Genomic DNA, 16,785 nt, shown 5'->3' with positions numbered 1-16,785 from the left:
CGAGGAGCCACGACATGGATGACGAGAAGCACTCGATCGATCAGCGCGCGTACCAGATGTCCCGCACATCCGGACTGCTAGCGGGAGCCATCACGGCCTTCATCGCCTTCTGCGCATTCCAGATCTTCGGATTCACCATCGCCGAGACCGCGACGTGGATGTTCGCACTCGGGCTGATGGCGGCATCCGGAACATTCGCCGCAGTCTACTTCGTCGGCAGATCTGCCCTGAGACGGCAGATGTCGGCGACCTGAGCTCTCCCCCTCGGGCGCATCCCCCGGGTGCTCCCCTCAGACGCCCTTCGGAGGCACGGGAGTGATTCCGAACGGCGCCAGCCCGGCCGCTCCCCCGTCGGCGGCTGTGAGTACCCAGACTCCCCCTTCGTGGCGAGCCACGCTGTGTTCCCAGTGGCTCGCCCGTGAGCCATCCGCTGTGACGACCGTCCAGTCGTCGGAGAGCGTGCGTGTGTCCGCTCCTCCAGTGGTGAGCATCGGTTCGATCGCCAGGCACATTCCGGGCTTGATCTTCGGGCCGTTCGAGCGTGCACGGTAGTTGAGCACCTCGGGAGCCATATGCATGGAGGTGCCGATGCCGTGGCCGGTGAACTCTTCGACGAGGCCCAGATGAGGGTAGGACTCGGAGACGAAGTCATCGATGGCGTCTCCGATATCGCTGACCTTCGCACCAATTGCGAATGCGGCGATGCCGGCCCACATCGCCGCCTCGGTAGCGGATGAGAGTTCACGGTCGGCGGCAGTGCCGGCGTCGTCGCCCCCGACGATCATCGTCAGAGCCGAGTCCCCGTGGAATCCTTCGACGATTGCGCCGCCGTCGATCGAGACCATGTCGCCGGCTTCGAGGACACGGGCACCCGGGATGCCATGGACGATCTCCTCGTTCACGGAGATGCACACGACAGCGGGGAATCCCTGATAGCCCTTGAAGTTCGAGCGGGCGCCGGCGGCGTCGATGACGGCTTCTGCGGCGGCGTCCACCTCGGCGGTGGTGGCCCCGGGAACGGCCGCGGACCGGGCCGCTGAGAGCACATTTCGTGTCAGCTGCCCGGCCCGATGCATGAGCTCAAGCTCCGCGGGAGTCTTCAGCTCGATACGTGGTCCGAAGATCATCGAATGGTCGACAGGATGCGTTCGGTGATGTCGTTGACTTCGCCCAGTCCGTCGACCTGACGCAGCAGTCCGCGGCTGCGGTAGATATCGGTCAGCGGCTGCGTCTGCTCTTCGTAGACATCGAGGCGGTGGCGGATGACGTCTTCGCTGTCATCGCTGCGCCCCTCGGTCTGAGCACGGGCGAGCAGACGAGCGACGACCTCGTCGGTGTCGGCCGTGAGTTCGACGACGTGTTCGATGGCTTTGTCCTCGGCCGCGAGGATCCGGTCGAGCTCATCGACCTGGGCGCTGGTGCGAGGGTATCCGTCGAGGAGGAAACCAACGGCAGCATCATCCTGTGCCAGACGGTCGGCAACCATGGAGTTCGTGACCTCGTCGGGAACGTACTCTCCGGCGTCCATATAGCGTTTGGCCAGTTTGCCCAGTTCGGTCTCGCCCTTCACGTTCGCCCGGAAGATGTCTCCGGTCGAGATGGCCGGGACGCCGAGCGCCTCGGACAGGCGTGCGGCCTGGGTGCCCTTGCGGCGCCGGGAGGGCCGATCAGGATGATGCGTGAACTCATAAGGTGTCCTTCCAATGGGATGTCCGCTGTACGTCAGCGTCCGGTCGAATCAGCGCAGCAGGCCCTCATAGTGGCGCTGCTGCATCTGCGCGTCGATCTGCTTGACCGTTTCGAGGCCGACGCCGACGACAATGAGCAGGGAGGTGCCGCCGAACGGGAAGTTCTGGTTGGCGTTGATGAGCACCAGTGCGATCAGCGGGATGAGGGCCACGAAGGCAAGGTAGAGCGAGCCGGGGAAGTTGATGCGGCTGAGTACGAAGCTGAGGTATTCGGCAGTCGGGCGACCGGCACGGATGCCGGGAATGAAGCCGCCGTACTTCTTCATATTGTCCGCGACCTCTTCAGGATTGAAGGTGATGGCCACGTAGAAGTAAGCGAAGAAGATCGTCAGCAGTGCGTACACGGTGATGTAGATCGGGTGATCACCGCGGGTGAAGTAGGTGTTGATCCATTCGACCCACTTCGACTCGGGATCGAAGAACTGCGAGATCAGGCTCGGCAGGTAGAGAACCGAAGAGGCGAAGATGACGGGGATGACACCGGCCATGTTCACCTTGATCGGGATATAGGTCGAGGTTCCGCCGAACATCCGACGGCCCACCATGCGCTTAGCGTACTGGACGGGAATCCTGCGTTGCGACTGCTCGACGAAGACGACGAGAGCGACGAGAACGAGACCGACGGCCATGACAATGAGGAAGATGTCGACGCCCTGCTCACGGAAGATCGCGCCGAGCGAGGACGGGAACGCCGATGCGACGGAGGTGAAGATGAGCAGCGACATTCCGTTGCCGACGCCGTGCTCGGTGATCTGTTCGCCCAGCCACATGATCAGGCCGGTGCCTGCGGTCAGCGTGAGGACGAGGACGGCGATGCCCCACCAGGTGTCGTTGGCGATGAGGTCCTGGCAGCCTTCGACATTGCCGAACAGTGCGCCGGAGCGGACGGTCGCAACGAGAGTCGTCGAGTTGAGGACCGCGAGGCCGATGGTGAGGTAGCGAGTGTACTGAGTCAGCTTCGCCTGCCCGGAGGCGCCTTCCTTGTGGAGCGCTTCGAAGCGAGGAATGACCACTCGCAGGAGCTGGACGATGATGCTCGCGGTGATGTAGGGCATGATGCCCAGAGCAAAGATCGACAGCTGCAGCAGCGCACCGCCGCTGAAGAGGTTGATCATGGCGAATCCGCCCTCATTGAGCTGAGGCGAAGCCACGCATTCCTGCACCTTGGTGTAATCGATACCAGGCGAGGGAATGAACGAGCCGAGTCGGAAGATGACAAGAATGCCCAGGGTGAAGAGGAGTTTCTTCCTCAAGTCGGGCGTTCTGAAGGCCCTCCGGATTGCGCCGATCAAGCGTCCTCCTCGTTGGGGGATGAAAAGTCAGAGTCGTGGTCGCGACCTGGCGATTGAGACAAATACCTGCAAAAGACTACCAGGGTATGCCCTCCAGGCCGAAACCGGCGAAGCCCGATGCGGAGACCTCTCAGGCCGTGTTCCGGGCGACATCGCAGCGGTCGCGGGCGGTGGTCGAAGTGTCATCGGAGCGGTCTCGGACTGCTCACGGATGATCTCTGTCTCAGTTCCTCGGGATGCAGAAAGGGGGCGGCCACCGAAGTGACCGCCCCCTTTCCAGCATTGAAGCCGGGAAACCCTTCCGAATGGAACGGATCAGGCCTCGTTGGCGCTTCCGCCTGCAGCCTTGATCTTCTCGGCTGCTGAGCCGGAGAACTTGTCTGCAGTGATGTTCAGAGCCACGGTGATCTCACCGGTGCCGAGAACCTTGACGGGCTGCTTTGCGCGCACAGCGCCCTTCTCCACGAGATCGGCGACGGTGACGTCTCCGCCCTCGGGGAACAGGCTGGACAGCTTGTCGAGGTTGACAACCTGGAACTCCACCTTGGCGGGGTTCTTGAATCCACGCAGCTTCGGCAGTCGCATGTGCATCGGCGTCTGGCCACCCTCGAAGCCGTGCGGAACCTGGTAACGGGCCTTCGTGCCCTTGGTTCCGCGTCCGGCGGTCTTACCCTTCGAAGCCTCACCGCGACCCACGCGGGTCTTGGAGGTCTTGGCTCCGGGAGCAGGGCGCAGATCGTGCAGCTTCAGCGAGTCGTTGTTCGACATATCAATCGACCTCTTCCACAGTCACGATGTGGCGGACAGCGTTGATCATTCCCCGGATCTCGGGGCGATCTTCCTGCACCACAACGTCGTTGGTCCGCTTGAGACCGAGCGAACGCAGCGTGTCGCGCTGGCTCTGACGGTATCCGATTGCGGACTTGCGCTGAGTAATCTTGAGCTTTGCCATCAGGACTTCGCCCCACTTTCAGCAGCTGCTCGCAGCAGTGCGTGCGGAGCAACCTCGTCGACGGGCAGGCCACGGCGAGCCGCAACCTCTTCCGGACGCTCAAGGCCCTTCAGTGCGGTGATCGCGGCGTGCACGATGTTGATCGCGTTCGCCGAGCCCAGCGACTTGGACAGAACGTCCTGGACGCCTGCCGCATCGAGGACCGCACGAACGGGTCCACCGGCGATGACACCGGTACCGGGAGCAGCCGGACGCAGCAGGACGACGCCTGCGGCTTCCTCGCCCTGGACCGGGTGCGGAATGGTCTTCTGGATGCGGGGAACGCGGAAGAAGTTCTTCTTCGCTTCCTCGACACCCTTGGCGATGGCGGCAGGAACTTCCTTCGCCTTGCCGTAGCCCATGCCGACCATACCGTCGCCGTCACCGACCACGACGAGAGCCGTGAAGGAGAACCGACGTCCACCCTTGACGACCTTCGACACACGGTTGATCGTGATGACGTGTTCGATGAACTGGTTCTTGTCTTCACGGTCGTTGCGACCGCCGCGTCCACGGCCTTCGCCGCGTCCGCGACCCTGACCGCCCTGTCCACCCTGGCCGCGGCACGGGAGGAACGGTCACCGCTGTTGTCGGTGCGGGTTTCAGCAGCTGCCTGCTGTTCCTTGTTCTCTTCAGTGCTCATAGGGCCAATCCTCCTTCACGGGCACCTTCGGCGATTGCCTGCACACGGCCGTGGTAGGCATTGCCTCCGCGGTCGAAGACGACGGATTCGATACCGGCGTCCTTTGCACGCTGAGCAACCAGCTCGCCCACCTTGCGGGCCTTGCCGGTCTTATCGCCTTCGAATGTCCGCAGATCGGCTTCCATGGTGGAGGCCGAGACCAGGGTCTTGCCGACGGTGTCGTCGATGACCTGGACGAAGACGTGGCGCGTAGAGCGAGTCACTGACAGGCGCGGGCGCTCGGTCGTACCGCTGACATGCTTGCGCAGTCGAGCGTGACGACGCTTGCGAGCAGCTGCCCTGCCCTTGCCGTAGCTTTCCTTCTTGCCAAAGGCCATCTTTACTTACCAGCCTTTCCGACCTTGCGACGGACGATTTCGCCGGCGTAGCGCACACCCTTGCCCTTGTAAGGCTCAGGCTTGCGCAGCTTCCGGATGTTCGCAGCGGTCTCACCGACGAGCTGCTTGTCGATTCCGTGTACAGCGACCTTGGTCTGACCGTCGACGCTGAAGGAGATTCCCTCCGGCGGTTCGACGACGATCGGGTGGCTGTAGCCGAGGGCGAACTCGAGGTTCGATCCCTTGGCCAGGACACGGTAACCGGTTCCGACGATCTCGAGGGCCTTGGAGTAGCCATCGGTCACACCGACGATCATGTTGTTGATGAGCGTGCGGGACAGTCCGTGCAGCGAACGCGATTCGCGCTCTTCGTCCGGACGGGCCACTGTGATGACACCGTCTTCGAGCGATACGGTGATCGGCTCGGCGATGGTGACGGACAGTTCGCCCTTAGGTCCCTTGACGGCGACATCCTGGCCGTCGACCTTGACCTCGACGCCGCTGGGAACGGAGATCGGGTTCTTGCCAATACGTGACATGTTCTTCTCTCCTTCCTTTACCAGACGTAGGCGAGGACTTCCCCACCCACACCCTTCTTGGCGGCCTGACGGTCCGTCAGGAGACCTGACGAGGTCGACAGGATGGCGATGCCGAGGCCGCCGAGAACCTTGGGCAGGTTCGTGGACTTCGCGTAGACGCGCAGTCCCGGCTTCGACACACGGCGCAGGCCGGCGATCGAACGTTCCCGGTTGGGTCCGAACTTCAGGTCCAGGAGCAGCGTCTTGCCGACTTCGGCGTCTTCGACGCTCCAGCCGGTGATGTAGCCCTCGGTCTTGAGGATCTCGGCGATGTTCGACTTGAGCTTCGAGAACGGCATGCTGACGTCCTCGTGATAAGCCGAGTTGGCGTTGCGCAGACGCGTAAGCATATCTGCGACTGGATCAGTCATTGTCATTTGGGCACTTGCCCTTCCTCGTTACGGTTTCCGCCCACATACTGTGCTTGGACCTGCAACGTAGCGATTATTTTTGCTTGAACGGGAACCCGAGGTGACGCAGCAGTGCACGTCCCTCATCGTCGGTTGCCGCGGTGGTGACGACGGTGATATCCATACCGCGGACGCGGTCGATCCGGTCCTGGTCGATCTCATGGAACATGGACTGCTCCGTGAGGCCGAAGGTGTAGTTACCGTTTCCGTCGAACTGACGATCCGAGAGTCCGCGGAAGTCGCGGATACGCGGCAGTGCCAGAGTGATGACGCGGTCGATGAACTCCCACATCCGGGCTCCGCGCATGGTGACGTGAGCGCCGATGGGCTGACCCTCGCGCAGCTTGAACTGCGCGATGGACTTGCGGGCACGGGTCACGACGGGCTTCTGACCGGTGATCAGAGTCAGGTCGTTGATCGCGCCTTCGATCATCTTGGAATCGCGTGCTGCGTCACCCACACCCATGTTCACGACGACCTTGGTCAATCCGGGAACCTGCATGGGGTTGGCGTAGTTGAACTCTTCCTGCAGCTTCGCAACGATCTCTTCGCGGTAAATCTGCTTGAGACGCGGTGCGGGACGGCTGGTGGTTGTTTCCGTCATCAGATCTCCTCCCCGGTGCGACGCGAGAAGCGAACCCGAATGGTCTTGGTGCGACCGTCGCGTTCGACGCTCTCCTCGCGGTATCCGACGCGGGTGGGCTTGTTGTCCTTGGGATCAACGAGCGCCACGTTGGACACGTGGATGGGGGCTTCGTGGGTCTCACGGCCACCAGCGGTGCCGCCGGCCTGAGTCTGCGTAGCCTTCTTGTGCTTGATCACGCGGTTGACGCCCTCAACGAGGACGCGGTTGCGTTCGGGGTAGACGGCAAGGACCTTGCCCTGCTTCCCACGATCGCCACCACGGGACTGCCGAGCGCCGGCGATGACCTGGACGAGGTCGCCCTTCTTGATATTGAGCTTGTTCGCCATGCTCACAACACCTCCGGTGCCAGGGAGACGATCTTCATGAACTTCTTGTCGCGGAGTTCGCGTCCCACGGGTCCGAAGATACGGGTGCCGCGCGGCTCCTCATCGTTCTTGAGGATGACAGCTGCATTCTCATCGAACTTGATGTAGGAGCCGTCGGGACGACGACGTTCCTTGGCAGTGCGAACGATGACGGCCTTGACGACGTCACCCTTCTTCACGTTGCCGCCCGGGATTGCATCCTTGACGGTTGCCACGATGGTGTCACCGATCGAGGCGTAGCGCCGACCGGAGCCACCCAGGATCCTGATTGCCAGGATCTGCTTGGCGCCAGTGTTGTCGGCGACTTTGAGTCGCGACTCTTGCTGAATCACTATTTTCTCCTGTCGTCGCGCTGGTTCTCACGCCTTGAGCGCGAGCCTTGCGGAACGGATTCATTGACATTTCACCCCGTTCCCGGTAGCCGCCCGCGGCCTGCAGGAGGCCGCGGGCGGGACCGGGTGGGTGGGGTGGCGTTGACTACTTGGCGCGTTCGACGATTTCGACGAGCCGCCAACGCTTCGCGGCCGAAAGGGGCCGCGTCTCGGCCACGAGGACGAGGTCGCCGATACCGGCGGTGTTCTCTTCGTCGTGAACCTTGTACTTGACCGACTTGCGCATGACCTTGCCGTAGAGGCGGTGCTTCATGCGCTCCTCAACCTCGACGACGATGGTCTTGTCCATCTTGTCGGATACAACGTAACCACGTGCGGTCTTGCGGGAGTTGCGTTCCGCAGCAGTGGCCTCGGTATTCGTGGTCTCCGCCATCACTTGCTCTCTTCCTTGGCATCAGCGGGGTTCGGACGGATGTCCAGCTCCCGTTCGTTGAGCACGGTGTAGATACGAGCGATGTCGCGACGCACGGCCTTGAGGCGACCGTGACTCTCCAGCTGACCGGTGGCCGACTGGAAACGCAGGTTGAACAGCTCGGCCTTGGCCTTCTTGAGCTCTTCTTGCAGACGCTCGTTGTCGTAACCGTCCAGCGCGTCGATGGAAAGGTTCTTCGAACCGATAGCCATTCTCACTCACCACCTTCGCGGGCCACGATACGGGCCTTCAGCGGAAGCTTGTGGATCGCCAGGCGCAGAGCCTCGCGAGCAACTTCCTCGGACACACCGCCGAGTTCGAACATGACTCGACCGGGTTTGACATTGGCGATCCACCACTCCGGCGAACCCTTACCGGAACCCATGCGGGTCTCGGCAGGCTTCTTCGTCAGCGGGTGATCAGGGTAGATGTTGATCCACACCTTGCCGCCGCGCTTGATGTAGCGCGTCATGGCAATACGTGCGGCCTCGATCTGACGGTTGGTGACATAGGCCGGCTCGAGAGCCTGGATGCCGTAGTCACCGAAGGACACCGTCGTGCCTCCCTTGGCGGCGCCGCCCCGGTTGGGGTGGTGCTGCTTGCGGAATTTCACTCGACGAGGGATCAGCATATCTCAGCCCTCCGATCCGGCCTCAGCCGCGGGGGCTTCGGCACTGTTCTCAGTATTACGGGCCTGGTCGCCGCGGCGCGGTGCGCCTTCCTGACCACGTCCGCGGCCTCCACGACCGCGCCCACGGCCACGCGGGCCACGAGCAGCAGGAGCCTTGGCCTGCTCGGCGGCAAGCTCCTTATCGGTCATGTCGCCCTTGTAGATCCACACCTTGACGCCGATGCGTCCGAAAGTGGTGTGGGCTTCGTGAACGCCGAAGTCGATGTTCGCGCGCAGCGTGTGCAGGGGCACACGTCCTTCGCGGTAGAACTCGGAACGGCTCATCTCAGCACCGCCGAGACGGCCGGAGCACTGCACGCGGATGCCCTTGGCACCTGCGCGCTGGGCGCTCTGGATCGCCTTGCGCATCGCACGGCGGAAGGCCACGCGGCTGGCGAGCTGCTCGGCAACGCCCTGGGCGACAAGCTGTGCGTCGACCTCGGGATTCTTCACCTCAAGGATGTTGAGCTGAATCTGCTTGCCGGTGAGCTTTTCGAGCTGACCGCGGATACGGTCTGCTTCGGCTCCGCGACGGCCGATGACGATGCCCGGGCGTGCGGTGTGGATGTCGACGCGGACACGGTCACGCGTGCGCTCGATGTTGACCTTCGAGATGCCGGCCCGTTCGAGGCCGGTGTTCATCATCTGGCGGATCTTGACATCTTCGAGCACGTAGTCACGGTAGCGCTGCCCCGGCTTGGTCGAGTCAGCGAACCACTTCGACTTGTGATCCGTGGTGATTCCGAGTCGGAATCCATTCGGATTGATCTTCTGGCCCATTAGCGGTTCCCCTTCCGGCTCTTGCGCTGAGGCAGGTCGTCACCGCTGGCCAGGACCACTGTCACGTGGCTGGTGCGCTTCTCGATGCGGAATGCACGACCCTGGGCACGCGGACGGAACCGCTTCATGGTCGGCCCCTCATCCACGAAGGCTTCGGAGATGACCAGTTCGTTCTCGTCGAACGCAACGCCTTCCTCGTCGGCCCGGACACGCGCATTGGCGATGCCGGAGGCCACGAGCTTGTAAATCGGATCTGATGCCGACTGTTCTGCAAACTTCAACACTGCAAGTGCTTCGGTCGCCTGCTGACCACGAATGAGGTCGATGACGCGCCGAGCCTTGCGAGGCGTAACGCGCAGGTACCGCGCCTTAGCCTTGGCTTCCATCGCTTCCTTCTCTCTTCTCTAGGATCGAAAGAGTGCCCCGCCTCAGCGGCGGCGCCCCTTGCGATCGTCCTTTTCGTGGCCACGGAACGTCCGTGTCGGTGCGAACTCGCCGAGCTTGTGTCCGACCATCGACTCAGTGATGAAGACGGGGACATGCTTGCGTCCGTCATGTACTGCGATGGTGTGTCCCAGGAAATCCGGGATGATCATCGAGCGACGAGACCATGTTTTGATGACATTTTTGGTGTTCTTCTCGTTCTGACGAGCCACCTTCTGGAAGAGGTGTTCGTCGACGAAAGGACCCTTTTTGAGGCTACGAGGCATAAGTCAGTACTCCAATCAGCGCTTCTTGCCGGTCCGGCGACGGCGCACGATGTACTTGTCGCTCTCCTTGTTCGGCCGGCGTGTGCGGCCCTCCAACTGACCCCACGGGCTGACTGGGTGACGACCACCCGAAGTACGGCCCTCGCCACCACCATGCGGGTGGTCGATCGGGTTCATCACGACACCGCGGACGGTCGGGCGCTTGCCCTTCCAACGCATGCGGCCTGCTTTGCCCCAGCTGATGTTCGACTGCTCGGCATTGCCGACCTCGCCGACCGTTGCACGGCAGCGCGCATCGACGTTGCGGATTTCGCCCGAAGGCATCCGCAGCTGTGCGAAACGGCCGTACTTCGCCACGAGCTGCACGGACGAACCGGCAGAACGAGCGATCTTGGCACCGCCACCGGGACGCATTTCAACTGCGTGCACCACGGTGCCGACTGGGATGTTGCGCAGGGCAAGGTTGTTGCCCGGCTTGATGTCTGCACCCGGACCGGCTTCCACCTGTGCGCCCTGCTTGAGGTTCTGCGGAGCGATGATGTAGCGCTTCTCTCCGTCTGCATAGTGCAGCAGAGCGATGCGAGCCGTACGGTTCGGGTCATATTCGATGTGTGCGACCTTCGCCGGAACGCCATCTTTGTCATGGCGGCGGAAGTCGATGACACGGTACTGACGCTTGTGACCGCCACCCTGGTGGCGGGTGGTCACGCGTCCCTGGCTGTTGCGGCCGCCGCGCTTGGGCAGCGGGCGCAGAAGCGACTTCTCCGGTGTAGACCGGGTCACTTCGACGAAGTCGGCGACCGACGAGCCACGGCGGCCCGGGGTCGTCGGCTTGTGCTTACGGATTCCCATGAGTCTTGTCCTTCTTTGACGAAGGATCGCTTAGAGCGATCCACCGAAGATGTCGATCGATCCGTCCTTGAGGGCGACAATGGCACGCTTGGTGTCCTTGCGCTTTCCCCAACCGGTGCGGGTGCGGCGGCGTTTGCCCTGACGGTTCAGGGTGTTCACCTTGGCGACCTGCACATCGAAGATCGTTTCAATGGCTTGCTTGATCTCGGTCTTGTTCGAGTCCTGGTCGACGAGGAAGGTGTACTTGCCTTCGTCCATCAGGCTGTAGGTCTTCTCCGAGACGACCGGAGCGACGATGATGTCGCGCGGGTCCTTGAAGTTCAGACTCATGATGCGTCCTCCGATTTGCGGTTTCCGCTCAGGAACGCGGCCAGAGCTGCCTCGGTGAACACGATGTCATCGGCGAGCAGCACATCATAGGTGTTGAGCTGATCGGAGGTGAGCACGTGAACGTGGGGCAGGTTGCGCACGCTCAGGTAGGTGAGCTCGTCGTCACGCTCGAGCACCACGAGAGTGTTCTTGCGCTCGGACAGGCCGGCCAGTGCGGCCTTCGCCTGCTTGGTCGACGGGGCGTCGCCGGTGACCAGGTTCTTCATCACGAAGACCTGATCGAGGCGTGCACGATCAGACAGGGCTCCGCGCAGGGCGGCGGCCTTCATCTTCTTGGGGGTCCGCTGCGAGTAGTCGCGCGGGACCGGTCCGTGCACGATTCCACCGCCGTTGTACTGAGGAGCGCGGATCGAACCCTGACGGGCGTTGCCGGTTCCCTTCTGACGGTAGGGCTTGCGACCGCCACCGCGAACTTCGGAGCGGGTCTTCGTCTTGTGCGTACCCTGACGGGCCGCAGCCAGCTGTGCAACGACGACCTGGTGGATCAGGGGCACGTTGGTCGGCACGCCGAAGACCTCGGCGGGCAGATCAACCGAGCCGGCCTTGGCACCAGCGGCATCGATGACGTCGACTGTCTTGACATCAGTCATTACGTTCAGGCCTCCTTCACGGCCGAGCGAACGAGGACGACTCCACCCTTGGGGCCGGGAACGGCACCCTTGATGAGCAGGAAGTTGTTCTCGTTGTCCACGGCGTGGATCGTGAGGTTCTGGGTGGTGTGCTTGACAGCGCCCATACGGCCGGCCATGCGCATACCCTTGAACACGCGACCAGGTGTCGCGGCTCCGCCGATCGAACCTGGCTTGCGGTGGTTGCGGTGCTGACCGTGGGAGGCGCCGACACCGGCGAAGCCGTGACGCTTCATAACACCGGCTGTGCCCTTGCCCTTGGTCTTCGCGGTCACATCGACCTTGATTCCGGCTTCGAACGTGTCGACGCCGAGTTCCTGGCCGAGCTCGTAGTCAGCAGCGTCTGCAGTGCGCAGTTCGACGAGGTGACGGCGTGGGGTCACGCCGGCCTTCTCGAAGTGGCCTGCGGTCGGCTTGTTGACCTTGCGAGGATCGATCTCGCCGAACGCGATCTGCACAGCGGGGTAACCATCGGTTTCCTCGTTGCGGACCTGAGTTACGACGTTGTTTCCGGTGGCCACAACGGTCACCGGCACGAGGTTGTTCTGCTCATCCCAGACCTGGGTCATGCCCAGTTTGGTTCCCAGCAGGCCCTTGACCTTGCTGGTGGTCGGGAGAGCGGATGAACGAGTGTTCGCCATTGCTGCCTCCCTTAGAGCTTGATCTCGATGTTGACGTCGTCAGCGAGGTCGAGACGCATCAGCGAGTCGACTGCCTTCGGCGTCGGGTCGACGATGTCGATCAGACGCTTGTGCGTGCGCATTTCGAAATGCTCACGGCTGTCCTTGTACTTGTGCGGCGAACGGATGACGCAGTAAACGTTCTTCTCCGTTGGCAACGGCACGGGGCCCACAACAGTCGCACCTGCGCGAGTGACGGTGTCCACGATCTTGCGTGCAGCACTGTCAATCACAGCGTGGTCGTACGACTTGAGCCGAATGCGGATCTTCTGTCCCGCCATGGCGTCGTCTCTTTCTTTAGTTGCTTCCGGCCATCAACTCGCAGAGACCTGAAAGCCCTCTGCCGTCTGTGCCGGCTGACCATGACCGACCCCCGAGGTCGGGCGTGTCGGCTAATCCTGGCGGAGAAATTCTCACTTCTCCCCCAGCGCCGACGGCGCTTCTACTCATTGGCTGCTCGGTCCGAACCCGCATGGTGCAGATTCATCGATCCGATAGTGTTTCGGGCTGTTCGCGGTATCACTACCGCAGTGCAGGGGTCAACGCCCAAAACGCAACTTCACTATCTTGTCATAGAGCACTTCACCCACGCAATTCCGGGAACGGTGCCTGTGAGGGAACTCTCAAGGACGGCGCGAACCCGATTCATGCCGGCCCTCAATCAGACGGCGCAGCGCAACTCCCCCAAACAGCATCATCTGACCGGTCGTCGGCAAGTGCGTCCCGAACATGCGGAAGGGCCGCAGTTCCGAAGAACTGCGGCCCTAGCCGGTGGTGCTCAGTGAGTCAGATCAGGCGTTGATCTTGGTGACTCGACCGGCGCCGACGGTGCGTCCACCTTCGCGGATAGCGAAGCGGAGGCCGTCCTCCATAGCGATCGGCTGGATGAGCTCGACCGACATGTCGGTGTTGTCGCCGGGCATGACCATCTCGGTGCCCTCGGGCAGCGTGATGACGCCGGTGACGTCCGTGGTCCGGAAGTAGAACTGCGGACGGTAGTTCGAGTAGAACGGGTTGTGACGTCCGCCCTCGTCCTTGCTCAGGATGTAGACCTGAGCTTCGAACTTGGTGTGCGGGGTGATCGAACCCGGCTTCACGATGACCTGACCGCGCTCCACGTCTTCGCGCTTGGTTCCGCGAAGCAGCAGACCGACGTTCTCACCTGCACGGGCATCCGGCAGGGTCTTGCGGAACATCTCGATAGCGGTGACGGTCGTCTTGGACGACTTCTCCTTGATGCCGACGATTTCGATTTCGTCGTTCGGCAGGAGGACGCCGCGCTCGACACGACCGGTGACGACGGTTCCACGACCGGTGATCGTGAAGACGTCCTCAACGGGCATGAGGAACGGCTTGTCGACGTCGCGCTCCGGCTCCGGAACGTTCTCATCGACGGCAGCCATGAGATCCTGGACGCTCTTGACCCACTTCTCGTCGCCTTCCAGCGCCTTGAGAGCGGACACAGGAATGACCGGAGCGTTATCTCCGTCGAATTCCTGGCTCGAGAGCAGATCGCGAACCTCGAACTCCACGAGCTCGAGGAGCTCTTCGTCGTCGACCATGTCGGACTTGTTCAGCGCGCACACGATGTAGGGAACGCCGACCTGACGGGCGAGCAGGACGTGCTCACGCGTCTGGGGCATCGGACCGTCGGTGGCGGCGACAACGAGGATCGCACCGTCCATCTGAGCGGCACCCGTGATCATGTTCTTCACGTAGTCGGCGTGACCCGGTGCGTCGACGTGAGCGTAGTGACGCTTCTCCGTCTGGTACTCAACGTGCGAGACGTTGATGGTGATGCCGCGCTCCTTCTCCTCAGGTGCGTTGTCGACCTGGTCGAAGGCGCGAGCCTCATTGAGATCCGGGTACTGATCCGCCAGGACCTTGGTGATCGCAGCGGTCAGGGTGGTCTTTCCGTGGTCAACGTGGCCGATGGTGCCGATGTTGACGTGCGGCTTAGTCCGTTCGAAACTAGCCTTTGCCACTGGGTTCCTCCTCGTGGTTGTCAAAAGATATGCGGTTCATATCTTAGACCTTTTGTTGGTTATCTTTCATTCCGGCGACCATGTTCTTGATCACCGGGGCGACCGGAATTCGGAGATTACTCTCCGCCGCGCACCTTCTGGATGATCTCCTCGGCAACAGCCTTCGGGACCTCCGCATAGCTGGAGAAGGTCATCGAGTACACCGCGCGGCCCTGGGTCTTCGACCGCAGGTCACCGATGTAACCGAACATCTCCGAGAGCGGGACTACAGCCTTGACGACCTTCACACCGGAAGCATCGTCCATCGACTGGATCTGTCCACGCCGGGAATTCAGGTCGCCGATGACGTCACCCATATATTCCTCAGGGGTACGCACCTCGACGTCCATGACCGGTTCGAGAAGAACCGGGTTCGCCCGCTGGACGGCCTCCTTGAAGACCATCGAACCGGCGATCTTGAATGCCATCTCCGAAGAGTCGACATCGTGGTAGGCGCCGTCGACCAGGGTGGCCTTGACACCGACCATCGGGTAACCGGCCAGGGCACCGAGCTGCATGGCGTCCTGGATGCCGGCGTCGACGCTCGGAATGTACTCGCGCGGAACGCGTCCGCCCGTGATGGCATTCTCGAACTCGTAAATCGTATCGCCTTCGACCTCGAGAGGCTCGAAGGTGACCTGGACCTTCGCGAACTGTCCCGATCCACCCGTCTGCTTCTTGTGGGTGTAGTCGTACTTCTCGACAGTGCGACGGATGGTCTCACGGTAGGCGACCTGCGGCTTGCCGACGTTGGCCTCAACCTTGAACTCGCGACGCATCCGGTCGACGAGGATGTCGAGGTGCAGCTCGCCCATTCCGCGGATGACTGTCTGACCGGTCTCCTCGTCAAGCTCGACCTGGTAGGTCGGGTCTTCCTTGACGAACTTCTGGATGGCCGAGGACAGCTTCTCCTGGTCGCTCTTGGTCTTCGGCTCGATGGCCACGGAGATCACAGGCTCCGGGAAGGTCATCGATTCGAGAGCGATCGGGTTGGCCGGGTCGCTGAGCGTATCGCCAGTCGTGGTCTCCTTGAGACCGATGAAGGCGTAGATATGACCGGCGAAGGCCTCTTCGACAGGGTTCTCCTTGTTGGAGTGCATCTGGAAGAGCTTGCCGACGCGTTCCTTCTTGCCTGAAGTCGTGTTGAGCACCTGCTCACCGGACTTCACGTGACCGGAGTACACGCGCACATAGGTCAGCGAGCCGAAGAACGGGTGGGAGGCGACCTTGAAGGCCAGAGCCGAGAACGGCTCGTCCGTCGAAGGCTTGCGGGTCAGTTCCTCTTCTTCGTTGCTCGGGTTGTGTCCGATCATCGGAGGCACGTCGAGCGGCGAAGGGAGGTAGTCGATGACCGCGTCGAGCATGGGCTGCACGCCCTTGTTCTTGTACGCGGAACCGCACATGACCGGGAAGGCCTCGGACTTGATGACGAGTTCGCGGATGCCGGCCTTGACGTCAGCTATCGTGAGCTCTTCGCCCTCGAGGTACTTCTCCATGAGCTCTTCCGAGCTCTCGGCGACGTCCTCGACGAGCTGCGCACGGTACTGAACAGCCTTGTCCTTGAGATCCTCGGGGATCTCGATCTCGGTGATGTCCTGACCCATCTTGGTCTCATCGGGCCAGACATAGGCCTTCATCTCAAGCAGGTCGACGATACCGGCGAAGTCGCTTTCGGCACCGATCGGCAGCTGGATGACCAGCGGCTTCGCGCCGAGGCGCTCCTTGATGGTGTCGACGGTGAAGTAGAAGTCAGCACCGAGCTTGTCCATCTTGTTGACGAAGCAGACGCGCGGAACATCGTACTTGTCGGCCTGACGCCACACGGTCTCGGACTGGGGCTCAACGCCCTCCTTGCCGTCGAACACAGCGACGCGCCGTCGAGGACGCGCAGCGAACGCTCCACCTCGACCGTGAAGTCAACGTGACCGGGGGTGTCGATGATGTTGATCTGGTTGTTGTCCCAGTAGCAGGTCGTCGCGGCCGACGTGATCGTGATGCCGCGTTCCTTCTCCTGGTCCATCCAGTCCATGGTGCCGGCGCGTCGTGGGTCTCGCCCATCTTGTAGTTCACGCCGGTGTAGAAGAGGATGCGTTCGGTCGTAGTTGTCTTACCGGCATCGATGTGGGCCATGATGCCGATATTACGGACCTTGTTCAGGTCGCTGAGCACGTCAAGTGCCACGGTGTCTCTCTCTCA

23 protein-coding genes and 3 pseudogenes are annotated in these 16,785 nt (G+C 62.0%); 1 reads left to right on the top strand and 25 read right to left on the bottom strand.

Annotated elements, in window-relative coordinates:
* The first annotated feature begins 14 nt into the window (after positions 1-14).
* Positions 15-254, top strand: coding sequence for a hypothetical protein (locus AC2W7L_RS13935; protein WP_486004916.1), 240 nt, complete (start codon positions 15-17; stop codon positions 252-254).
* Positions 255-290: 36 nt separating this feature from the next.
* Here AC2W7L_RS13935 and map read toward each other — a convergent pair whose 3' ends face one another.
* The 25 genes and pseudogenes from map to fusA form a co-directional block, all read right to left on the bottom strand.
* On the bottom strand, positions 291-1,127 hold the full coding sequence (gene map, locus AC2W7L_RS13930) for a type I methionyl aminopeptidase (RefSeq protein ID WP_486004915.1): 837 nt from the start codon (positions 1,125-1,127) through the stop codon (positions 291-293).
* A pseudogene (locus AC2W7L_RS13925) lies at positions 1,124-1,689 on the bottom strand (adenylate kinase). Before AC2W7L_RS13925 ends, map begins: the two are co-directional and overlap by 4 nt.
* Positions 1,690-1,738: 49 nt before the next feature.
* Complete coding sequence (gene secY / locus AC2W7L_RS13920) at positions 1,739-3,040, bottom strand: preprotein translocase subunit SecY (protein WP_167194671.1); 1,302 nt, start codon at positions 3,038-3,040, stop codon at positions 1,739-1,741.
* 315 nt (positions 3,041-3,355) lie between these two features.
* The gene (gene rplO, locus AC2W7L_RS13915; protein ID WP_152348421.1) at positions 3,356-3,808 is read right to left on the bottom strand and encodes a 50S ribosomal protein L15; all 453 of its coding nucleotides are present in this window, start codon (positions 3,806-3,808) and stop codon (positions 3,356-3,358) included.
* Position 3,809: 1 nt separating this feature from the next.
* Entirely contained in the window at positions 3,810-3,992 is a 183-nt protein-coding gene (rpmD, locus tag AC2W7L_RS13910; protein ID WP_025777914.1) for a 50S ribosomal protein L30, read from the bottom strand.
* A pseudogene (gene rpsE / locus AC2W7L_RS13905) lies at positions 3,992-4,585 on the bottom strand (30S ribosomal protein S5); the annotation flags it as partial. The gene rpmD and the pseudogene rpsE, both read right to left, overlap by 1 nt.
* A gap of 85 nt (positions 4,586-4,670) precedes the next feature.
* The gene (gene rplR / locus AC2W7L_RS13900) at positions 4,671-5,051 is read right to left on the bottom strand and encodes a 50S ribosomal protein L18 (RefSeq protein ID WP_025777916.1); all 381 of its coding nucleotides are present in this window, start codon (positions 5,049-5,051) and stop codon (positions 4,671-4,673) included.
* A 2-nt stretch (positions 5,052-5,053) separates the two neighbouring features.
* A complete protein-coding gene (rplF, locus tag AC2W7L_RS13895; protein ID WP_025777917.1) occupies positions 5,054-5,590 on the bottom strand; it encodes a 50S ribosomal protein L6 in 537 nt (178 codons plus the stop codon).
* Between the two features lie 17 nt (positions 5,591-5,607).
* A complete protein-coding gene (rpsH, locus tag AC2W7L_RS13890; RefSeq protein ID WP_025777918.1) occupies positions 5,608-6,006 on the bottom strand; it encodes a 30S ribosomal protein S8 in 399 nt (132 codons plus the stop codon).
* 67 nt (positions 6,007-6,073) lie between these two features.
* Entirely contained in the window at positions 6,074-6,643 is a 570-nt protein-coding gene (gene rplE / locus AC2W7L_RS13885) for a 50S ribosomal protein L5 (protein WP_039206325.1), read from the bottom strand.
* On the bottom strand, positions 6,643-7,011 hold the full coding sequence (gene rplX / locus AC2W7L_RS13880; RefSeq protein ID WP_092015649.1) for a 50S ribosomal protein L24: 369 nt from the start codon (positions 7,009-7,011) through the stop codon (positions 6,643-6,645). The genes rplE and rplX overlap by 1 nt, the downstream gene beginning before the upstream one ends.
* 2 nt (positions 7,012-7,013) lie before the next feature.
* Complete coding sequence (gene rplN / locus AC2W7L_RS13875; protein WP_025777921.1) at positions 7,014-7,382, bottom strand: 50S ribosomal protein L14; 369 nt, start codon at positions 7,380-7,382, stop codon at positions 7,014-7,016.
* A gap of 145 nt (positions 7,383-7,527) precedes the next feature.
* Complete coding sequence (rpsQ, locus tag AC2W7L_RS13870) at positions 7,528-7,815, bottom strand: 30S ribosomal protein S17 (RefSeq protein ID WP_025777922.1); 288 nt, start codon at positions 7,813-7,815, stop codon at positions 7,528-7,530.
* The gene (gene rpmC, locus AC2W7L_RS13865; protein ID WP_025777923.1) at positions 7,815-8,066 is read right to left on the bottom strand and encodes a 50S ribosomal protein L29; all 252 of its coding nucleotides are present in this window, start codon (positions 8,064-8,066) and stop codon (positions 7,815-7,817) included. Before rpmC ends, rpsQ begins: the two co-directional genes overlap by 1 nt.
* Positions 8,067-8,068: 2 nt before the next feature.
* Positions 8,069-8,485, bottom strand: a complete 417-nt coding sequence (gene rplP, locus AC2W7L_RS13860) for a 50S ribosomal protein L16 (RefSeq protein ID WP_025777924.1) — start codon at positions 8,483-8,485, stop codon at positions 8,069-8,071.
* Positions 8,486-8,488: 3 nt separating this feature from the next.
* Positions 8,489-9,304: a 30S ribosomal protein S3 gene (gene rpsC / locus AC2W7L_RS13855; protein WP_139468552.1), complete on the bottom strand. Its 816-nt coding sequence runs from the start codon at positions 9,302-9,304 to the stop codon at positions 8,489-8,491.
* Positions 9,304-9,690, bottom strand: a complete 387-nt coding sequence (gene rplV, locus AC2W7L_RS13850; RefSeq protein ID WP_025777926.1) for a 50S ribosomal protein L22 — start codon at positions 9,688-9,690, stop codon at positions 9,304-9,306. Before rplV ends, rpsC begins: the two co-directional genes overlap by 1 nt.
* 42 nt (positions 9,691-9,732) lie before the next feature.
* The gene (rpsS, locus tag AC2W7L_RS13845; protein WP_025777927.1) at positions 9,733-10,014 is read right to left on the bottom strand and encodes a 30S ribosomal protein S19; all 282 of its coding nucleotides are present in this window, start codon (positions 10,012-10,014) and stop codon (positions 9,733-9,735) included.
* Between the two features lie 15 nt (positions 10,015-10,029).
* Entirely contained in the window at positions 10,030-10,866 is an 837-nt protein-coding gene (rplB, locus tag AC2W7L_RS13840; RefSeq protein ID WP_169251730.1) for a 50S ribosomal protein L2, read from the bottom strand.
* Between the two features lie 30 nt (positions 10,867-10,896).
* Positions 10,897-11,196, bottom strand: a complete 300-nt coding sequence (gene rplW / locus AC2W7L_RS13835; protein ID WP_025777929.1) for a 50S ribosomal protein L23 — start codon at positions 11,194-11,196, stop codon at positions 10,897-10,899.
* Positions 11,193-11,846, bottom strand: a complete 654-nt coding sequence (gene rplD, locus AC2W7L_RS13830) for a 50S ribosomal protein L4 (RefSeq protein ID WP_025777930.1) — start codon at positions 11,844-11,846, stop codon at positions 11,193-11,195. The genes rplW and rplD overlap by 4 nt, the downstream gene beginning before the upstream one ends.
* A gap of 5 nt (positions 11,847-11,851) precedes the next feature.
* Entirely contained in the window at positions 11,852-12,526 is a 675-nt protein-coding gene (rplC, locus tag AC2W7L_RS13825; RefSeq protein WP_025777931.1) for a 50S ribosomal protein L3, read from the bottom strand.
* Positions 12,527-12,537: 11 nt separating this feature from the next.
* A complete protein-coding gene (gene rpsJ, locus AC2W7L_RS13820; protein WP_009379191.1) occupies positions 12,538-12,846 on the bottom strand; it encodes a 30S ribosomal protein S10 in 309 nt (102 codons plus the stop codon).
* Between the two features lie 510 nt (positions 12,847-13,356).
* Positions 13,357-14,550, bottom strand: a complete 1,194-nt coding sequence (gene tuf, locus AC2W7L_RS13815) for an elongation factor Tu (RefSeq protein WP_167194667.1) — start codon at positions 14,548-14,550, stop codon at positions 13,357-13,359.
* Between the two features lie 116 nt (positions 14,551-14,666).
* Positions 14,667-16,770, bottom strand: a pseudogene (fusA, locus tag AC2W7L_RS13810) (elongation factor G).
* Between the last annotated feature and the right edge of the window lie 15 nt (positions 16,771-16,785).

The organism is Brevibacterium sp. LAARM3_SD1 (assembly GCF_057364765.1).
This window is presented reverse-complemented; position numbering and strand designations above follow the sequence as displayed.

What these genes read in the sequence shown, in the direction of transcription:
- AC2W7L_RS13935 (WP_486004916.1), top strand. Translation starts at nt 15, where the DNA reads ATGGATGACGAGAAGCACTCGATCGATCAGCGCGCGTACCAGATGTCC.
- map (WP_486004915.1), bottom strand. Translation starts at nt 1,127, where the DNA reads ATGATCTTCGGACCACGTATCGAGCTGAAGACTCCCGCGGAGCTTGAG.
- rplO (WP_152348421.1), bottom strand. Translation starts at nt 3,808, where the DNA reads ATGTCGAACAACGACTCGCTGAAGCTGCACGATCTGCGCCCTGCTCCC.
- rpmD (WP_025777914.1), bottom strand. Translation starts at nt 3,992, where the DNA reads ATGGCAAAGCTCAAGATTACTCAGCGCAAGTCCGCAATCGGATACCGT.
- rplR (WP_025777916.1), bottom strand. Translation starts at nt 5,051, where the DNA reads ATGGCCTTTGGCAAGAAGGAAAGCTACGGCAAGGGCAGGGCAGCTGCT.
- rplF (WP_025777917.1), bottom strand. Translation starts at nt 5,590, where the DNA reads ATGTCACGTATTGGCAAGAACCCGATCTCCGTTCCCAGCGGCGTCGAG.
- rpsH (WP_025777918.1), bottom strand. Translation starts at nt 6,006, where the DNA reads ATGACAATGACTGATCCAGTCGCAGATATGCTTACGCGTCTGCGCAAC.
- rplE (WP_039206325.1), bottom strand. Translation starts at nt 6,643, where the DNA reads ATGACGGAAACAACCACCAGCCGTCCCGCACCGCGTCTCAAGCAGATT.
- rplX (WP_092015649.1), bottom strand. Translation starts at nt 7,011, where the DNA reads ATGGCGAACAAGCTCAATATCAAGAAGGGCGACCTCGTCCAGGTCATC.
- rpsQ (WP_025777922.1), bottom strand. Translation starts at nt 7,815, where the DNA reads ATGGCGGAGACCACGAATACCGAGGCCACTGCTGCGGAACGCAACTCC.
- rpmC (WP_025777923.1), bottom strand. Translation starts at nt 8,066, where the DNA reads ATGGCTATCGGTTCGAAGAACCTTTCCATCGACGCGCTGGACGGTTAC.
- rplP (WP_025777924.1), bottom strand. Translation starts at nt 8,485, where the DNA reads ATGCTGATCCCTCGTCGAGTGAAATTCCGCAAGCAGCACCACCCCAAC.
- rpsC (WP_139468552.1), bottom strand. Translation starts at nt 9,304, where the DNA reads ATGGGCCAGAAGATCAATCCGAATGGATTCCGACTCGGAATCACCACG.
- rplV (WP_025777926.1), bottom strand. Translation starts at nt 9,690, where the DNA reads ATGGAAGCCAAGGCTAAGGCGCGGTACCTGCGCGTTACGCCTCGCAAG.
- rpsS (WP_025777927.1), bottom strand. Translation starts at nt 10,014, where the DNA reads ATGCCTCGTAGCCTCAAAAAGGGTCCTTTCGTCGACGAACACCTCTTC.
- rplB (WP_169251730.1), bottom strand. Translation starts at nt 10,866, where the DNA reads ATGGGAATCCGTAAGCACAAGCCGACGACCCCGGGCCGCCGTGGCTCG.
- rplW (WP_025777929.1), bottom strand. Translation starts at nt 11,196, where the DNA reads ATGAGTCTGAACTTCAAGGACCCGCGCGACATCATCGTCGCTCCGGTC.
- rplD (WP_025777930.1), bottom strand. Translation starts at nt 11,846, where the DNA reads ATGACTGATGTCAAGACAGTCGACGTCATCGATGCCGCTGGTGCCAAG.
- rplC (WP_025777931.1), bottom strand. Translation starts at nt 12,526, where the DNA reads ATGGCGAACACTCGTTCATCCGCTCTCCCGACCACCAGCAAGGTCAAG.
- rpsJ (WP_009379191.1), bottom strand. Translation starts at nt 12,846, where the DNA reads ATGGCGGGACAGAAGATCCGCATTCGGCTCAAGTCGTACGACCACGCT.